We start from the raw sequence: 18,183 nt of genomic DNA, 5'->3' as shown, positions 1-18,183 counted from the left end.
GAATAAAAAAAGGCCGGTGAACCCGGCCTTTTTTACGTTACAGCATAACCGTCATCAAATAGGCGGCAAACAGCGCCAGATGCGCCGCGCCGTTCAGCACGTTGGTGCGGCCGGTAGAGAAGGAGATCTGGCACAGTATCAGTGCGGAAATCATGACCACCATCTGCGGTGACTCCAGGCCGAAAATCAGCTCCTGCCCGGTCAGCGAGGCGATAATTGTTACCGCAGGTACGGTCAGCGAGATCGTCGCCAGCACCGAACCAAAGAACAGGTTCATCGCGCGCTGTACCTGATTGGCCAGCACCGCTTTAATCGCGCCAAGTCCTTCCGGCGACAGGATCAGCAGCGCCACCAGGAAGCCGGTAAACTGCTCCGGGGCATTCATCGCCGTCAGCAACTCACCCAGCGGATTCGCATTCATTTTCGTGACGGCAATGACCGCAATCAGATGCACAATCAGCCACGCGGTATGCCAGGCACTGCTGTGTACGGAAGGCTTGCCGTGGTGCGGATCGCCGTCATCGTCTTCATGTTCGTAAACAAACAGGCTCTGATGGGTTTTGGTCTGGATCAGCAGGAACACCCAGTACATGGCGGCTGAAATGGCTGAAACCAGCAGCGCCTGCGCAACGCTAAAATTACCGCCCGGAAGCGCCACGGGAAGCACCAGAACGATAATTGCCAGCGGGAAGATGGCGATCAGATACTGTTTTACACCCACCAGATTAACGTACTGAGTGGCGAATTTGCGGCCGCCGAGCAGCAGGGCAAAGCCGACCAGGCCACAGGTAACGATCATAATGATCGAGAACAGCGTGTCGCGCATCAGCGCCGGTGCGGCATCGCCGGTGGCCATCAGTGCGGAGATCAGGCTGACCTCAAGAATAACGACGGAGAGACTGAGAATAAGCGAACCGTAGGGTTCACCCAGACGGTGCGCCAGGACGTCGGCATGACGCACTACGCTAAAGGCGCTGCTGAGAATAGCGACCAGCGCCAGTAAATTAATGCCGACAACGACAGGTAGCGATGTGGTATTTCCCCAGAACCACAATATCAGCAGTGCGGCCAGGGGGAAGATCAGGGAGTACTCGGTGTGGCGGGTTTTACTGCTCTCGTGGGCACTCATAGGCTAACGCTCCTTATCGAAATCCGCTGGCCCAAAACCGACGAAATCGGGGGGCCTCTTAAAGTCGTGACTGAAGTATCAGTGACAAGTGGCGAAAGTGTAATCTTTTTTTTTAACGTGGCGGTAAATATTTACGCGATTTTACGGACTTTGGGTTAATTAATGCTGAAGTCTTCATTTTTAATAATTAACTTTTTATCCCAATGAAATATCAGGGTGTTTATTTTTTATAATCTAATGATTGGGTGAAATTAACCGCTCGTAGTGAGTTTTGTGGTCGGATAATGTGCCCGGTAATGAGAAATTCAATCCAGGCTTGTAAAAAAAGAAGGTGGCAAAAAAGCGTCTGTGCGCCAGGCTTAACGGTGATTGATTTATGCTCATTCAGGAGGTCAATAATGCCCTACGATTCCCGCCAGGCGCTGCCTGATGCCGTTAAACACGTACTGCCTGCACATGCCCAGGACATCTATAAAGAAGCATTTAACAGTGCCTGGGAACAGTATAAAAAGAGCGACGATCGCCGTGGAGATGATTCACGCGAGGAGGTCGCCCACAAAGTGGCCTGGGCTGCAGTCAAGCACCAGTACCATAAAGGCGACGATGATAAGTGGCACAAGACGCGCTGAAGTCATAATGCAACGCGCTTACCGAAGGCGAAGCGAGGTTTTGCTGATGTCAGAATGATGTCGCTCACCCGGACAAGTTGAGCTCTCGTTTTCCAAACGGACATGGCATTACGCCCGAAAGGGCGTATTACCCGGTTAAATTTCTGGATTTTTCGCCCGACGCCATTTCAGCCGCGCAGGTAGCCAGCGCTGAGTTGTCTCCGGGGGCTGTTCATCAATCAGTTGAGTGATCATTTCAAAGCAGTTCCACGCCAGCAGGCGCTCGTCCTGCTCGACCGTATCAATACGTACCGACAGGGCGTCATAAAGATAGTGATCGTCAAAGCTACAGAGATGCATCGGGGTATCCAGCAGTCCGTGCTGGCTGAGGTAGCGCAACACGCCTTCCTGTAGTCCACAGGCGGCGCAAAACAGCGCCTGCGGCACGCGGCCCAGACGGGCATAAAGATCGGCAAACATCTCGTAACCGGAACTGGAGTGGTAATGGCCGTGCATGATCCACTCCGGGCGCACCGTCACGCCAGCGCGTTCCAGCCCCTGTTGATAACCGGCCAGACGATCGCGGGTGGGGGAGATACGCGGCTGCCCGCCAAAGAAATAAATTTCTTCATAGCCTTCTCGCGCCACCGCTTCCAGCAGGGTCGCCGTCGGGGCTGTCGCGTCGGTGATCACCAGCGGCAGCGATGACTCACCCAGATGGCGGTCAAACAGCACTACCGGCAGCTGCTGGTTAATCTTCTGATACTCGGTGTCATTGAGCATGCTGGAGGCAACAATCAGACCGTCGATCTGACGCTGGATCAGGCTACCGACAGCCAGCGTTTCCTGGCTGGCATTTTCAGCGGTGCAGGCGATCAGCAGCTGTAGTCCGGCATCGCGGCACAGCATCTCAAGTTCATGAGAGAAGCGGGCAAAACCGTGGTTGGTCATTTCCGGTACCACCAGGCCAAGGGTATTACTGCGGCTGGAGTTTAACGCACGGGCGTGGATGCTGGGCTGGTAGTGATGCTGGCGGGCGATTTCCATTACCCGACTGCGGGTGGCTTCCGCTACGCGCAGCTCTTTACCGCGACCATTAAGTACCAGACTGGCGGTGGATTTGGATACACCGGCCAGTCGGGCGATATCGTTAATGGTGATACGTTTGTTTTTAGTCACAGTGGCTTAGGCGTGAATGAACAGGCGATCATTCTATCACGCATTGCCGCAACCTCCAGTGACTGAGGCTAATCTGCGCGCTGCCGTTAAACCTCAGATGCGGCTGAGCGTCCGGGAAATAGCGCGATGACAGCACTGCCTCGCCATCGTTAATAAAGATCTCCACGCTGGAGCGATCGCAGAGGATTTGCAACGTGCGCACCTCACCGCCCCAGTGGCGCTCTTCCAGTTCGCCGGTACGCAGATTTTTACGCGCCAGCGTCAGGCCATGACGATCGACATGAAGATTGAGTGCATCGGCAAAACTGGCGCTGAAGCTGCCATCAATCGATACGTGCAGCTCAGCACTGTCCACATCCAGCGCGGGCAGGTTACCGGCAATACCTTTAAGCTGAGTCTCATGCTGACGAAGTTGCTGAAGTTCGCGCGCCGGGCGCTGAATTACGCGATCGCCGCTCAGGGTCAGTTCGCGGGGGCAGGTCATGGTGTGTATCCAGCCATGGCTCAGCGTTGGCTGATAAAACTCATCCGCGTCCGGCAGTCCCATCCAGCCGATCAGCAGGCGGCGGCCATCGTCGCTCAGACAGCTCTGTGGCGCATAAAATTCAAAGCCGAGATCGAGCTCATTAAACTCCCCGTGGCTGAACTGCGCCGTATCGTAATCCAGCGTTCCGCAGAAATAACCGCTCTGGAAGGTGTTGCGATAGCGCCAGCCGTCGGCCTCCAGACCCTGCGGACAGGTGAGCAGAATTTCACGATCGTCCAGACGGAACAGATCCGGGCATTCCCACATATAGCCGAATTCACCCAGCCCGTTCAGGCCGCTGCCGGCCATCTCGCCCAGCAGCGTCCAGCTGTGCAGATCGGGGGAAATCAGCAGCAAAATTTTACCCTGTAGCTGCTGGTCCTGCGCCGCCAGCACCATGTACCAGCTGCCGTTATGCTGCCAGACCTTGGGATCGCGCACGTGGCCGGTATAGCCTTCCGGCAGCGGCAGTACCGGGCCCAGCTTGCGGAATTCACCATGCTCGTCGCGCACCGCCAGGCACTGCCAGGCGGTGCGTCCGTCGTCAAACTTCACATTACCGGTGTAGACCAGCGTCAGCTCGCCGTGGTTATCCACCGCGCTGCCGGAGTAGCAGCCGTGGCTCTCATAGCTTTCAGAAGGCGCCAGCGCCAGCGGTTCATGCCGCCACTGCACCAGGTCCGCCGAGCTCCACTGCCCCCAGAACTTGGCGCCGTGCGCACAGGCCAGCGGATTCCACTGATAGCACAGGGTATAGCGACCGTTAAACTGGATAAATCCGTTCGGATCGTTCATCAGCCCGACGGGCGGAGCCAGATGCCAGGCCGGGCGATGACGATCGGCGGCCGCGCGCTGCTGGCCGCTCAGTACCGCACGCAGCGCCTGTTTCACCAGATGGGCGTCGCTCATGCTTTCACCTCAACTTTGATTTTCAGCAGCAGCGACAGCACAAAAGCGGTAACAAACGCAATCACCATGCCGATCAGGTAGTTGATCATCGAACTGCTCTGTACGATCGCCAGCCCCGGCAGGGCGGTCAGGCCGACGGCTACCATATTGACGTGCATCGCGACCACCCATGCCCCGCCGAGCGCGCCGCCGATCAGACCGGCGATAAACGGCTTAATAAAGCGCAGGTTGATACCGAAAATAGCCGCTTCGGTAATCCCAAGCATCGCCGAGAACGCCGAGGGCAGAACGATACTGCGGGTGCGCACGTCGCGGGTTTTAAACCACACGGCCAGGCAGGCACCGCCCTGGGCGACGTTGGCCATTGACCAGATCGGCAGCAGGAAGTTAACGCCAATCGACGGATTACCCAATAACCCCGCCTCAATGGCGTGGAAGCTGTGATGCACGCCGGTAATCACAATAACCGAGTACAGACCGCCGAAAATTAAACCGGCCAGCCATCCCGCGTGGGCAATCAGCGTGCTGAGTACCAGGGAGATCCCTTCTCCCAGCCCGCGACCGGCGGGGCCGATAACCAGCAGGGCAACGAAGCCGGAGATCACCACCGTCAGGAACGGCGTAAGGATAATATCCAGCGCGTTAGGGATAAATTTGCGTAAGGTTTTTTCGCAGTGGCTCATAAACCAGACCGCCAGCAGCACCGGGAATACCGTGCCCTGATAGCCGATCATCGCAATCTCCAGACCAAAGAAGTTCATGGTATGGAAACCGCTGGCCACGCCCCACGCGTTGGTTAGCGCCGGATGGGTGAGAATGCCGCCCAGCGTTGCGCCCAGATACGGATTGCCGCCAAACTCGCGCGCGGCGGTAAAACCAATCAGGATCGGCAGGATGATAAAGGCCGCCGAGCTGCACATATCCAGCATGATAAATAGCGCGCTGCTGGCATCGACCCAACCATAGGTTTTCACCATACCCAGCAGGCCCATCAGCAGGCCTGATGCGACAATCGCCGGAATAATCGGTACGAAGATATTCGACAGCGTGCGGGCGATGCGCTGTAGCGGATTCAGCTTTTTCGCTGCAATATCAGCCGCTTCGCTTTTGCTGGATTCATTAATACCCGCTGCTGTAATAAACGCGGCGTGGACTTTATTGACGATGCCGCTGCCAAAGATAATCTGCATCTGGCCCGCATTACGAAAACAGCCTTTCACGCCTTCGATCGCTTCAATGGCCTCTTTCTGCACTTTATCATCATCGACCATCACCAGCCGCAGCCGGGTGGCACAGTGCGCGGCGCTGGCGATATTTTCCCGGCCGCCCAGCAGCGGCAGTAGTTCACGGGCTATTTTGTCAAAATCCATCATTCCCTCAGTCGGTGATTTAATGTTTCAGGCCGGTTATCAGAACCAGGTTTCCATCTGTACGCCAAAGTTCCATTCACCACCGGCACTGAAGCCGGTGCTGCCGAACGAATCATCGCTGGCGTAGCGATCCAGTGAGCTGTTCCAGTCCATCCAGGTGGCGAAGAGACGAATTTCAGGGCGCGTGAAGAAGTCACCGATATCGGCAACTTTAAACGTCGGCGCAAAGGTCAGCTTCCAGAAACTGCCGGAGACCGCCTGCCGATCTTTATAGCCCTGCGGATCGAGATCCATGTATTGATAGCTGCCTTCATAAGCCAGCGCAAAACTCGGGTTGATTTCCTGGATCAGGCGCGCATTTAATGTCGCCCAGCGGTAGTGGTCGCCCGCTGCATAGCGGTCGCTGCTACTCTGCGCCAGCACCGCCGGGGCAAAGCTCCAGCGATCGCTGAGTGGGGTGACACCGTAGCTGGCCAGGCGCCAGGTTTCCGCCTGCTGGGTCAGGTTACCGTCGGATCCGATGCCTTTAACTTCGGCACCCAGCCCGCGTCCGTAAAGCACGGCGGTTTTCGCCTGACCCTCACGCAGCCCCCAGAAGCTGTCGTTGTGCAGGGCCAGCATGGCGTGCAGGCCGGTGTCGCCCGCGTTATCGTTCTGGCGGGCGGTATTCACCCGCTCGTCGTTATCCTTCGCCCGCAGGCCGCTTAGCATCAGCTGGAACGGACCGGCAAAGTTGTTGGTGGTGACGATGTAGTTTTGAATGGTGTTATCAATCGCTTCGATATCGCCGAAGTTACGGCCATATAGCGAGAAGCTGCTCTTCAGCCCTTCATTCCACTGCACGTCGTAAATACCGCCGCCGGTCCCGGCGAGGAACACCACGTCGGAATCCAGCCAGTGAATATCAAAGTTATCGCGGTCGAAGCGCTTACCGGCCCACAGGGTACTGTGGCTAAACGGACCGCTGAAATCCGGTAAATTGCCCAGCTCCACGAACGCCTGGCGAATATTCAGTTCGCTGGTGCTGCCGGTCCAGTCGTTGTAGTCCTTCTGACCGTCCGCCAACATCGCCTTAAAGCGGGTGGTTGCGCCGTTAGCCAGCTGCTGTTTGTGTTCAAAATTCAGTTCAACGTAGGTGTTGTTTTCATTGCCCAGTCGGCCTACCGCACCACCGGTTTCCCCGGCCGGCGTCAGATAAGGACCGCTCTGTGTGCCTGCAGCAGAGTCGTTCATGATCAGGCCGGAACGGGCATAGCCGTGGAATTCAAATCCGTCAGCGAACGAGGGTTTGCTTTCCACCGGGGCGGCACTGGCCGTTTGCGCTGGCTGGGCGTTCGCCGCAATGGCAGAGCCCGCGACGGCAGAAGCCGCTACGGATGCTGAACCCGGCTGGGCGCTACCGGATGCGGAATGTGAAGACGCCGGAGAATCTGCCGTTGCCGATCGGGCTGAAAGCGTAGCCGTTTCATTTTGACGCGCCGTCTGTGCCTGAAGTCTGGCGACATCTTTTTCTGCCCGGCTGGCGCGGGTTTCCGCGTTGGCAGCACGGTTTTCAGCCTGTTGCAGGCGTGCTTCCATCGCGGCTAATCGCGCTTCAAGACTGCTGAGAGTCGGGGCGGCGAAACTGAGTGTGGGTGTTGCAAGCGCCAGACCGATGGCAAGGGTCAGAATTGATGGTTTGATCATCTTCTCGGTTTTCCAGAGTGTGTGTTTTATGATTTTGCTAAACCGGTTCGATCGCGAGGTTATGCCAGGTGGCACGAAATGATCAATCTGAATTGCTAACCCGGTTTAGGAAGTGTGATCGGGTTAGCATTTTATCCATCTAATTAGTGAATTTCGGCCAGGTCAGCGGCGTAGGGCAGAGCGGTCATTGCGCCTTTGGCGGTAGTGGCTGCTGCCCCGCTGCGCTGCGCCTGCTGGATAGCGGTTTCCAGCTGACGCGGTGCCAGCGGATTGTCTTCCTGCGCCAGTGCCGCCAGCAGCCCGGCAACGAAGGCATCGCCCGCGCCGGTGGTATCGACGACATTCACGGTCGGAGCCGGGAAGTGCCGCTGCGTGCCGTTCTGCCACAGCCAGACGCCTTCGGCACCGCAGGTCACCAGCAGCAGTGCGGGCTGATAGCGGCTGCCGAAATCGGCAATACGTGCGGCAAGATCGCTGGCGTCACTGAGGGTCGCTAACTCGTCTTCAGACAATTTGATGATATCGGCCAGCTGGAAGGCGGTATCCAGCAGGGATGTCAGCAGCTGGTGGTCAGGCCACAGATCTTCGCGCAGATTGGGATCGAAACTTACCCAGCCCCCGGCCTGTTTGATGGCACGCATTGCCTCCAGCGCTGCGCTGCGGCTGGGTTCGGCGCTGAGCGCAATCGAGCAGAGGTGCAGCCCTTCACCGGCGGCGAAGCGCGGTAGCCGCTCGCTGCTGAGGAACAGGTCAGCGGCGGGGCGCACCATAAAGGTAAACTGTCGCTCGCCGTGCTGGTCCAGGCTGACCAGCACGGTAGAGGTGCGATGGCCTTTTTCGCGATGCATATTGCTGATATCAACGCCTTCGTCGCGTAGTGTGTGCTGCAGGAATGCGCCGAACGGGTCATCGCCCACGCAGCCGATAAAGGCGCTATTACCACCAAGCCGCGCGATACCAACCGCGACGTTAGCCGGTGCGCCGCCGGGGCATTTCAACAGGCGATCGTCCTGTTCCGGTAGCAAATCGATTACTGCATCACCCAATACCCAGATTCGTTGCGTCATTGTGATTGTCCTGAAGTAAAAATCTGCCAGTAAGCTAAACTGGTTTAGCAAAAAAGAAAAGTGTTAATGATTGGATAGTTGATGGTTGTCTGAGCATTCAGGGACATAGTGATGTGAGCTTGTAGCTGCGTATCTGGAGTGTTGGGACCCGCCTCTGCGGCTGACGGGCGGTCCTCGCGCCGCTATGCGGTGCCTTCGGTTACGGCATCACGCCTTTCGGATCGGCGCGGTGCGGGCGTCCTGCCCGCGCCACGCCTGATGTCAGCATCCCTGCTGCCATCTCCGGTCGTGCTGCCTTCACCTCAGCGCTGCGGATTGCCCGTCAGCCGCAGAGGCGGGTCCCTTCGGTACTAATGAGTCGCTACAGATCTAAAAACTTACATTTCAGGCCACACAAAACTGTCAAAGCAGACGGGTAGCGATCCCGAATGGGTTATCCGTCAGCGCGGGCACTGCGGATGAACACATATCAAATTTCACCTGCCCGTCACCACCCGGTCATTTTTTTTCTTTTGTGATCCACCTCCAACTTGAAAGCTGCTGAATAAATGCATAAGGTCAGTAATAATGTTTGATAAAATAACTAAAAATAGTTAAATCGCGGACGGCGAAATCAGCAGGGTGTATTTTGAGCAGTGGCTTGGAGGTAAAAGTGTTAACAAGAGATTTCTTATTAAAAGCTGACTGTAAAACCGCTTTTGGTGATATCGAGGAATCACTGTTATGGAGTGCGGAGCAGCGGGCTGCTTCGCTGGCGGCGACCCTCGCATGCCGCCCTGACCACAGCCCGGTATGGATTTTCGGCTACGGTTCGTTAATGTGGAACCCGGTGTTTGAAGCCGATGAAGCCGCTACCGGTACGCTGGTCGGCTGGCATCGCGCTTTCTGCCTGCGCCTGACCGCCGGACGGGGAACGGCCAGTCAGCCCGGACGCATGCTGGCCCTGAAAGAGGGCGGTGAAACCACCGGCCTGGCCTTTTGCCTGCCGGAGGCAAAGCTGCATGAAGAGCTGGAGCTGCTGTGGAAACGCGAAATGATCACCGGCTGCTATCTGCCTACCTGGTGTGAACTGGCGCTGGACGATGGCCGAAAAGTCACCGCACTGGTGTTTATCATGGACCCACGCCATCCGCTGTATGAAACCGACTCCTGCCCGCAGACCATCGCGCCGCTGATTGCTAAAGCCACCGGTCCGCTGGGAACGAATGCGCAGTATCTGTTTTCACTGGAAAAAGAGCTTAACCAGCGCGGCATCAATGATGACTGCCTGACCGACCTGGCAAGTAAGGTGCGCGAACTGCAGCAGTGCCACAGTGGACTGGCGGGATAACCCCGCCGGATCTGCACATCAATGCGCCGGGTTAATCAGCCAGGTTCCGGCGCGGTCGATTTTCAACTGCTGACTGTAGTCGCCTTGCGTACTGTGTACCTGAAGCAAATAGTCACCTGCCGCAAGATTCAGCACGGCGTAGCCACTGTTATTTGGCGTCACCGTCATCGCGTTATTGTTAAGCAACAGCGTATCCCCATTGCTTAGTTTCAGATACACCGTTGCCAGCGCTGGCGTGTCGGCAGCGGCTGCTGTGGCGTCGGCTACGGGAGCTGTTGGTGAAGCCTCGGTTACCGGCTGCGCGACGTCAGACTGCGGAGCGCGGTTTAGCATCCACAGCACCGTGCCCACGGCAAGAACGGCCAGGGCGCTCAGCAGCAGCAGCGGCTTTGACAAGCGAAGTGGGCGCTTTGCCGCAATGAGTGGTTCAGCGGCGCTGGCTGCCGGGTTTATCGCTGCCACAGGTGCTTCTGTCTCTGTTGCCGGAACGGGTTCCGCTTCGGGCTGCGCTGTCGGCGAAACGGGCGGTTCGCCAATTGTGCTGAGCAGATCTTCAACGTCAGTCACCGGCAAATTAATCAGCGACGCCAGCTCATCTATCGACTGCGGGCGCTGCGTGGCATCCATCATCAGCGAGCGGTCAATGGCGTTGAGCAGCGGCAGCGAATATCCCTCAGGGCGAAGATCGCTAAGCGGCTGATAGCTGTCCTCAATGCTGCGCACAACGCTAACCGGCGGAGGGGTTCCGATAATCAGCGTATGCAGCACCGCACCCAGGGCATAAATATCGGTCCACGGCCCCTGTTCCGCATCGCTTTCTTCGCAGTACTGCTCCAGCGGTGCAAAGCCCGGTTTGAGCATAATCTCGGTTTCGTCAGAGAGGTTTCCAATCTCCTTGCGGGCAGAACCAAAATCAAGCAGCACCGGCAGCTGGTTTTCCTGGATTTGAATATTATCCAGCGAAATATCCCGATGCAGGAAGCCTGCGCGATGGATGGTGTTGATGGCACCAAACAGCGGCGGTAGCAGTTGACGGATCAATGCTTCATTAATCGTCTGCGGCTGGCTGGATTGCCATGCTTTAAGCGTCATCCCGCTATAGAACAACGTCCCCATGTAGGCGGTGCCATTGCCTTCCCAAAAGCGCAGAACGTGCAGCAGTCCGGGATGGTTAAAACGCGCCAGCAGCCGGGCTTCCTGCACGAAACTGTTCATCCCGGCGTTAAACAGCCGCTGATGGCGCTCGGCCCGAAGTATGACGGACAGATCCTCGCTGCGAGTCGCCAGCGAGTTCGGCATAAATTCCTTGATAGCGATAGTGCGTTCCAGCAGATGGTCCCAGGCACGATAAACAATGCCGAAGCCACCGCCGCCAATCACTTCCTGAATTTCGAATTCATTGAAGCGATAGCCCGGCGGAAGCGCTTTGGTCGCATTTTGTTGCTGCTCGTTTGCCGACATAATAAAACTCTCCTAACGTACGCTACGCCAGATACTTAATTAACGGTGCGCCAGGCACCTGTTGCCGGGTCGGCAAGATCGGCATGCAGGGCATCAACCAGCAGCACGTTCACTTTCACTTTGGGATCGATCGTCGCTGACCATGTCTGGCGCAATTTCTCAACCCGCTCTTTAATTTCTGCGGCGTTACTGGCGTCGGTTTTGTCCATCTTAATCAGCAGCGTTCCTTCAAAAGACCAGACGTGAAGCTCAGGAATGAATGGCAGTACCAGCCAGCTGTCCGGTGCATCCGGGCGGCTGACTACCATGCGCTGATTATTCACTGTGACAACGTCAAGTTCGCCCGGGGCAGGATGCAGATCCCGCAGCGGGTAACCCTGATAAAAAGTAACTTCCAGCGGCAGCGCAGGTTTTTGACCATCCATCAGGCTCAGTTCACTGCGCCCCTCCAGCCAGCCGTCGGAGGTACAGGTCATCGATTTCGTTTCGGGGATAAACAGCGACGAGCCGCGATCGTCCCACCAGGTACGGAAGTGGCAGCCGCCGGGCAGATCGAAGTAGTGAAGCGGTACGGTGTTTGCCGGGCGGGAGATATCCAGCGGTGCGGCGTTATCGGCGGTGGCCGTGGCGGTGGCATCGGCGGTAATGACCGGCTGCCAGCCACCGCTCTGCAGGGCATTGCCCACTGCCAGTACTGAGCCACGACTGCTGGTCATTTGCCACGGCAGCTCTTTCAGCTTGCCGCACTGGTTGTGCAGCAGCTTTCCGACCTGCGGCAGGAACTTATCGAGCACGACGGATTCAGTGGCTTTTGCGGAAACAATGCGCAGGTTGATCGTTTCCTGGCACCAGGACTGCGGAGCACTGCTGGCAACATTATCAATAAATACGTCCAGCGAAAGGCTGGGAGAGGATACGACCCGGTAATCTTCCGCCCGCGCGCTGGCGGCAGCCATCAGGCCCAGGACAACTGGCAACCAGTATTTCATAGCATTCCTTGAAATTAATCGCGCGGTGGTAAAAACCGGGCTGAATCCGTCAGAGAAAAAAGCAAAGTAGTGTCCTGCGGTGACCCATACCAGACGGCCACGGCGCTAAGATTATCCTTTTTTTCACTGCGGTCGATAGCTTTCTGCATTAGAGCCAGCCATTCCTGCGGTGAGTTTACCATTCTTAGTGCCTGTTCCATCTCGGCAGGTGTCAAATTATTCCAAAAACCATCGCTGCACAGCAGAAAAACATCGCCATCTTCCAGCGGCAATACGGCGCTGTAATCGTGGGGCTGAACGCTGTCGGTGCCCAGGGCGTTATACAGTAAATGACTGTTTATTCCCGTATTATCATACCCGGCGTCATGAAGTTGCTGCACCAGACTATGATCGCGGGTCATGTCATGAACCACACCGCGACGAAAATGATAAACGCGGGTGTCTCCGGCGTGGCACCACCAGGCCCGCCGTCCGGGGCGATCGATAAATAGTGCGGCAAGGGTGGTACTCATTTTCTTCAGTGCGGGTTCTGCCCGCTGCGCCGCACGGATGGCCTGTTCGCAGGCGGCAATCATCTCTTCGGTCTGCAAAGGTGAAAGCGCATTGTGCCCGGCAGTCTGCGAAAGCAGCGTATCGCGTGCAATGATGGCGGCCCGTTCACCGCCGGGGCTGCCCGCCACGCCGTCGCAGACGACGAACGTACCGAATTGCTCGTTAAGCTGTGTACCGGTGGCGTCCTGATTACTGACGCGCCCACCAATCTGTGACGTGCTGCAAAAGGTGATATTCATCGATCCTCCTCGGCGCTTTGAGAATCTTTGTACTGGTTGACTTCCATCTCATACGCCTGCAAAAACGCCTCGCCAAACAGCGAGTGAAAGTCATCCTCAATATCTCCGGATGTGTTCTGATAGTGGCGTAAAAAGTAGTCCCACAGAGCCGCCTTGCGCGATGTGCTGAGGGCCAGTCTGGGGATGGCGCTGTCCTGGCGGGCGTGTTCTTCCAGCCGCTGCGGGTTAAACGACTGAAGCATTGCGGCAATAATTGCCCGAATCCCGGAGGTCATCCCCAACTGATGGGCCTGTAAATCAACCAGCGCGTCGCGCACCGCCTGCTCCGGCGGCATAAATCCCGGCATCTGGCTTTGATAAATTTGCATCAGTACCGTTTTACCGCTGGGCAGGATTTTAAACGGATTGTTTGCCTCATTGAGGATCATGGTCATTTCGGCTTTGACCCCGCGTTTGAGGATTGAACGAGAGGAGAGCAGGGCGACCGTGCCCTGTGAGAACAGGCTCAGCATACGGCCGGTCAGGCGCATCTGCTCTTCGCTGAGTTCAGCGGTTTGACCGGCCGCCGGCTCCAGACCCATACCTTCCAGTAGTGCATTGAGCAGCCGCTGCTCATGACTGCCATCCCTTGCCGGATCGCCGTTATCACTGTAGCTGGTGGGCAGAGGGTTTATCGTCAGCCTGGCGGCAGCATCGCGTGCGGCGCGCAGTTCAAGCTCTTCCGCACTGGGTTTTTCCTGAACGCTATCGGGTAACGTAACCGGGTTAAGAATCCCCAGTGGATCTTCCGTGCTGCTGCTTTCACCATTAAACAGCAGCAGTGGATCGTCCAGTACCGTACTGTCGTCGGTCCTGTGGGGATCGGTAACCATAATATGATAGTGACCAATCGTCAGCGTATCGCCGTGCATCAGCCTGACCTGTTCACCGCGGGCAAGGGAGCGTTCATTATGTATCACCGCGATAACGCTACCCTGGCTGGTCAGACGACATTCCCCGGCGGGAGAAACATGAACCAGCGCCTGTAAACGAGAAATGGTGCGTTCAGGGTCGGGAAGGATCAGATTGTTATCCGCGCTGCGGCCGATGGTGCCACCTGGCGGTGCGAAATCACAGCTTACGGAGACGTCCTGCTCCAGATGGTTTAAAAGAGTAAGTCGCATACTTCTGTTTTCGCCCCCGGATCAGTCAGCCTGGTCAAACATGGGTGGATAAAGTCCGTGGCGGCCCGGATTTTCGGCCAGAGTCGGATGAAATAATTGTGTAAACAGCTGCGCGGTTAAATTACCGCTGTGCTTGTGCGTAACCAGCGGGCAGCCATCATACTGATTCGTCCACCAGTAGCTGGTGTACTGTAGCGGATCGAAACGGCGCGAAACCTCCGGCCATGCGAGAGTCGGACTATCGCGATAGCCAATAATCGTGCTGGCGTCGAGTTTTACAGTCTCAGGCAGCGGGGCGAGGTTAGTTATCGCCAGCTCGGCCTCATCGACGCTTTTCTGCTGGCGAACGGCCTGTTGCAGCGCAGTGCCCAAAGCGTTAAACCACTCACCGGCCATTGCCAGCTGAACCGGGTGCCACTGCGACACCGCGATCTTTTGTGCGGCCATCAGCGGCCAGACGCGGCCCACCCGATCCCGCGACGGCATCAGGCAGCCAATTTGCACCTGCTGTACGCCAAGTGTGGCAGGCAGCGCAAAATTCCAGATCGGCGCACGCGCGAAGGCTTCAGTACAGTTGTTGTGCAATTGTTGCCACTGTACTACGCCGGATTTAAACCAGTTTGACCACTGGGCAAGCTGCGATTCGGGCATCCGGCGATGGACAAAATCCCCTGCTGCCGGGAGTTTGCCATACCATCCCAGTTCAGTGCTGGTTGCCATTTTGTTTTCTCATTATCAATACGCCGTCACGCGCGTAGGGTGAGCTTTGGATCTGCTTATCGAGAAGCTGGCTTAAATGCCAGTCCAGTTGCTTAAGCTGGGCATCGGTAATATCCGGTGGCGGATTTTTTGACAGATTCTGCATCACCCAGCCCCGCAGAAAACGCCCATCGTATGTCCGCGGCTGGTACAGCATCTGATAAGCGCGGATCGCGTCGCGGGTGAAAGATTCGTCTGCGCCGTTATCTTCCTGCAGCGTGAGCGTGATCGCCTGGGCAACGCGCGGCAGCAGCAGGGATTTCAGGGCATTTTGATACAGGCCCCAGCTGGCGTTATACAGTTGCTCACCCCGATACAGCCCCGCTCGCATTAACGTCGGCGGAGAGGAGAGCGAAAAGTCCGGCGCTTCAGGTAGTGCCACCAGGCTGTTTAAAAACGGCAGCAGCCCGGTAATATCGCCGCTGTTGTTATCGCTCAGCGTACGGGCCTGCTGCTGAATTTCCGGTAACCTGGCGTCAATTTGTTGCAAATAACGCTGATTCTTATCATAGCTGGTGTACCACAGCCCACAACACGCCACTAATGCAGCAGCCGTGGCGGCATACCCCATGCGGTGCAGGCGCTGGTTACGTAACTCCCAGCGGCTGTCGCTGCCAGCCAGCGCACTTTCACGAAACACCACTTTACTGAGCAGGTCGTGAATAAAATAGCTTTGCCCTTTATTGGCCGGGATGGGCGAAGTACGGCTGACGCTGTTCCAGCTGGCAATTGACTGCCCCTGCGACTGTGGCAGCTGGAGTTTACGCGCCAGTTCGCCCATCACGCGATCGAACGGCAGACCTTCCTGCGTGCCGCTGGTAAAGAATAGTCCACGTATGGACCAGGCCGGGTCACCCTGTCGGGGCGAGAAAATGGTGGTGAGATATTCTGCCAGCAGCGGGCGTAAGGACGCGAATTCCTGCGGAAAAAGGAAGCAGTCTGCGCGCTGCTGTAAATCAGTTTGCCTTGCCATATTGCAGGCGAGATCGTTCATCAGCTGGTTGCACAGCTGATGGAAATAGTGCTCAAACTGGGGCAGCAGCGGGTCGTGTTCAACCGCTGTGGCCTTTAGCGGGAAAGTGAAGCCAAAGACCTGCTCCCGCTGGCTTTTGTCGCACTGGGCAAAATAGCTCATAAAGCCTTTAAGCAGATCGCTTTTCGTCACCATGATATAGACTGGGAAGTGGATACCCGTTTGCTGGTGAAGTTCTGCCATGCGGTTGCGTAGTGCTGTCGCCTGCGCCTGACGCATCTCCGCCGAGTCACTTAACAGGTCGGCCACGCTGAGCGTAACGATCACGCCATTGATTGGCTGACGCGGACGATAGCGTTTAAGCAGGGCGATAAATGTCTGCCATTCACTGGCATCACGTGTACGCTGGCTCTCCTGAAGGGTATATCTTCCCGCAGTATCAAGCAGTACGGCCTGTTGTGTGAACCACCAGTCGCAGTGGCGCGTGCCGCCCACGCCTCGCAGTGCGCCTTTATTCAGGCTGTCGGGTAGCGCAAACTCCAGTCCGGAGTTCAGCAACGCGGTAGTTTTACCCGCACCCGGTGCGCCGACAATCAGATACCACGGCAGCTGATAGAGGTAGCGGGCGCTGAAAAAGCGCAGCCAGCGGCTGCGGCGTGATGGGGAGCTATTCGGAAACTGGATCTTTTTTAGCAGTTGAGTTGCGTCGTGAAAGCGCATATCCAGCATTTCACTGGTAGCCTGTAACTCATTCTGCTCGTGGCTGTTCAACTGTAATCGCGTTAGCATCCGTCGGTTATACCAGGCGCGATAGAGCTGGGGCAGCAGCATAAACAGCCCCCACAGCAGATAGCAGCTGGCGATCAGCAACTGACGGTTCAGATCGCTATCAAGTAACTGAAATTGACTGAGGGCCAGTAAAGGCCCGAGCATCCAGATCAGGGCGCAGAGGGCGCTGACGCCGAGCAGGCCCCATATCGGTCGGCAGGTAAGCAGGGCGAAAATTGTTTTCAACATCATGATTTTCCGGTGCTGTTGCTGCGGTCATCGTTTTCAGGCGCGGCGAACAGGGTAATCTCTACACGCCTGTTCTGAGCCCGATTCTGAGCGCTGTCGTTGGGCATCAGTGCACCGCTGTCGCCCCGCCCCTGGGTGCGAATAGACACACCGGGCTGGGCAATCAGCTGCTGCATCAGGCTGGCGATGGCGGATGCCTGCGCCTGGGAATATTCATAGCTTGAGGGGAAACGTTCTTCACGCCGCGGTCTGTCATCGCTGAAAACGCTAATCAACAGCGTTCCGTGAACGGCTTCCAGCGCCGTGGCAACTCGGGCGATAAGCGCGCGCCCCTCGGCTGAAAGTACCGTACCAGAGGCATTGAACAGGCCGTCTACCGGCAGGATCACCCGGCTGCCACTGCTGGTATCCACCACATCCAGCTGATGAGCGGTAATCAGATCGCTAAGCCGCAAACGCAGGTCGGTTAACGCCTGTGGAACGGGGCCGCGCTGGCCAGCGACCGTTTCCGGTAGCGGGGTTTGCCAGATTTGCTGTAGCAGGGTGGTGGCGGTGTTACCCAGACGCCAGTTCAGGCTGGAGAAGACCAGGCAGGCGATAAAGGCAGCAATTGACATGCATGCCCAAAGTGGCACCGGCGCGCGCCATGGTGCACCTTCATGCGGCAGCTCGACCGGGGGAGAAATACGGTTGTGATGCGGCGTATCACGGACATTAGCAATGAGCGTGGCAAGTCGATCGCGAATGGCATCGCGCTGGCTGCGACCGTTTTCCATTGTGCGGTAGCGGCCTTCATAACCCAGTAGCAGACAGTAGTTAATGACTTCTAACAGCGAAAGATGCTGATCGGGATTCTGCGACAGTCTGGAAAGCAGCTGAAAAAACTTATCGCCGCCCCAGGCTTCGTTATGAAATGTTACCAGTAGTCCGTTACCTGACCAGACGCCGCGATTGCCCCACGGCGTTTGCGCAGCCGCCTCATCGAGTACCGTGCACAGGCAGTAGCGGGCACCGATAATCGTCTCAAACGGCAGTTCCACCTTGCGGCAGCGACTTTCAAACAGGCGGATCTCATCAACCAGCTGCTGGCGTAAACCTGCCGGATCGTCATGGCTGATGGCCTGGCGGATCTGCACCACGGCGTTCAGCAAGGGAAATGCTGCTGCCAGCAGAGGATTATCAAGGGCCGCGTAGCTCTCTGTCGCCGGAGAAAGTTCTGGCATCAT

The 18,183-nt window shown here is 56.9% G+C and carries 15 protein-coding genes; 2 read left to right on the top strand and 13 right to left on the bottom strand.

The features are described from left to right. Positions 1-37: 37 nt before the first annotated feature. Positions 38-1,129, bottom strand: coding sequence for a sodium-potassium/proton antiporter ChaA (chaA, locus tag JOE09_RS03610; RefSeq protein WP_205064819.1), 1,092 nt, complete (start codon positions 1,127-1,129; stop codon positions 38-40). Between the two features lie 398 nt (positions 1,130-1,527). On the opposite strand from chaA, the gene chaB reads away from it, so the two are divergent. After that, positions 1,528-1,758 carry a putative cation transport regulator ChaB gene (chaB, locus tag JOE09_RS03605; protein WP_205064818.1) on the top strand — a complete coding sequence of 77 codons (231 nt, stop codon included), beginning with the start codon at positions 1,528-1,530 and terminating at the stop codon, positions 1,756-1,758. A gap of 135 nt (positions 1,759-1,893) precedes the next feature. On the opposite strand, the gene JOE09_RS03600 is transcribed toward chaB, so the two are convergent. The 5 genes from JOE09_RS03600 to JOE09_RS03580 form a co-directional block, all read right to left on the bottom strand. Beyond that, positions 1,894-2,916, bottom strand: a complete 1,023-nt coding sequence (locus JOE09_RS03600) for a LacI family DNA-binding transcriptional regulator (protein ID WP_205064817.1) — start codon at positions 2,914-2,916, stop codon at positions 1,894-1,896. 28 nt (positions 2,917-2,944) lie between these two features. Continuing rightward, entirely contained in the window at positions 2,945-4,351 is a 1,407-nt protein-coding gene (locus tag JOE09_RS03595) for a sucrose-6-phosphate hydrolase (RefSeq protein WP_205064816.1), read from the bottom strand. After that, positions 4,348-5,721 (bottom strand): sucrose-specific PTS transporter subunit IIBC, encoded by a 1,374-nt coding sequence (locus JOE09_RS03590; RefSeq protein ID WP_205065110.1) that lies wholly within the window; start codon positions 5,719-5,721, stop codon positions 4,348-4,350. The genes JOE09_RS03595 and JOE09_RS03590 overlap by 4 nt, the downstream gene beginning before the upstream one ends. A gap of 39 nt (positions 5,722-5,760) precedes the next feature. After that, positions 5,761-7,407, bottom strand: coding sequence for a carbohydrate porin (locus JOE09_RS03585; RefSeq protein WP_205064815.1), 1,647 nt, complete (start codon positions 7,405-7,407; stop codon positions 5,761-5,763). A 143-nt stretch (positions 7,408-7,550) separates the two neighbouring features. Continuing rightward, positions 7,551-8,474, bottom strand: coding sequence for an aminoimidazole riboside kinase (locus tag JOE09_RS03580; protein ID WP_205064814.1), 924 nt, complete (start codon positions 8,472-8,474; stop codon positions 7,551-7,553). Between the two features lie 652 nt (positions 8,475-9,126). On the opposite strand from JOE09_RS03580, the gene JOE09_RS03575 reads away from it, so the two are divergent. Further along, the gene (locus JOE09_RS03575; protein ID WP_200544554.1) at positions 9,127-9,804 is read left to right on the top strand and encodes a gamma-glutamylcyclotransferase; all 678 of its coding nucleotides are present in this window, start codon (positions 9,127-9,129) and stop codon (positions 9,802-9,804) included. 18 nt (positions 9,805-9,822) lie between these two features. On the opposite strand, the gene JOE09_RS03570 is transcribed toward JOE09_RS03575, so the two are convergent. The 7 genes from JOE09_RS03570 to icmH are packed head-to-tail and all read right to left on the bottom strand — an operon-like array spanning position 9,823 to position 18,183. Beyond that, positions 9,823-11,265 carry a serine/threonine protein kinase gene (locus JOE09_RS03570; RefSeq protein ID WP_205064813.1) on the bottom strand — a complete coding sequence of 481 codons (1,443 nt, stop codon included), beginning with the start codon at positions 11,263-11,265 and terminating at the stop codon, positions 9,823-9,825. A 35-nt stretch (positions 11,266-11,300) separates the two neighbouring features. Then, on the bottom strand, positions 11,301-12,254 hold the full coding sequence (locus JOE09_RS03565; RefSeq protein ID WP_205064812.1) for a hypothetical protein: 954 nt from the start codon (positions 12,252-12,254) through the stop codon (positions 11,301-11,303). Between the two features lie 14 nt (positions 12,255-12,268). After that, the gene (locus JOE09_RS03560) at positions 12,269-13,045 is read right to left on the bottom strand and encodes a PP2C family protein-serine/threonine phosphatase (RefSeq protein ID WP_205064811.1); all 777 of its coding nucleotides are present in this window, start codon (positions 13,043-13,045) and stop codon (positions 12,269-12,271) included. Then, on the bottom strand, positions 13,042-14,208 hold the full coding sequence (tagH, locus tag JOE09_RS03555; RefSeq protein ID WP_205064810.1) for a type VI secretion system-associated FHA domain protein TagH: 1,167 nt from the start codon (positions 14,206-14,208) through the stop codon (positions 13,042-13,044). Before tagH ends, JOE09_RS03560 begins: the two co-directional genes overlap by 4 nt. A 21-nt stretch (positions 14,209-14,229) precedes the next feature. After that, the gene (gene tagF, locus JOE09_RS03550) at positions 14,230-14,928 is read right to left on the bottom strand and encodes a type VI secretion system-associated protein TagF (RefSeq protein ID WP_105594370.1); all 699 of its coding nucleotides are present in this window, start codon (positions 14,926-14,928) and stop codon (positions 14,230-14,232) included. Continuing rightward, positions 14,912-16,957, bottom strand: a complete 2,046-nt coding sequence (gene tssM, locus JOE09_RS03545; RefSeq protein WP_205065109.1) for a type VI secretion system membrane subunit TssM — start codon at positions 16,955-16,957, stop codon at positions 14,912-14,914. The genes tagF and tssM overlap by 17 nt, the downstream gene beginning before the upstream one ends. Then, complete coding sequence (icmH, locus tag JOE09_RS03540) at positions 16,957-18,183, bottom strand: type IVB secretion system protein IcmH/DotU (RefSeq protein WP_420830604.1); 1,227 nt, start codon at positions 18,181-18,183, stop codon at positions 16,957-16,959. The genes tssM and icmH overlap by 1 nt, the downstream gene beginning before the upstream one ends.

This window comes from Pantoea coffeiphila, from assembly GCF_016909495.1.
Lineage (GTDB): Bacteria > Pseudomonadota > Gammaproteobacteria > Enterobacterales > Enterobacteriaceae > Erwinia > Erwinia coffeiphila.
This window is presented reverse-complemented; position numbering and strand designations above follow the sequence as displayed.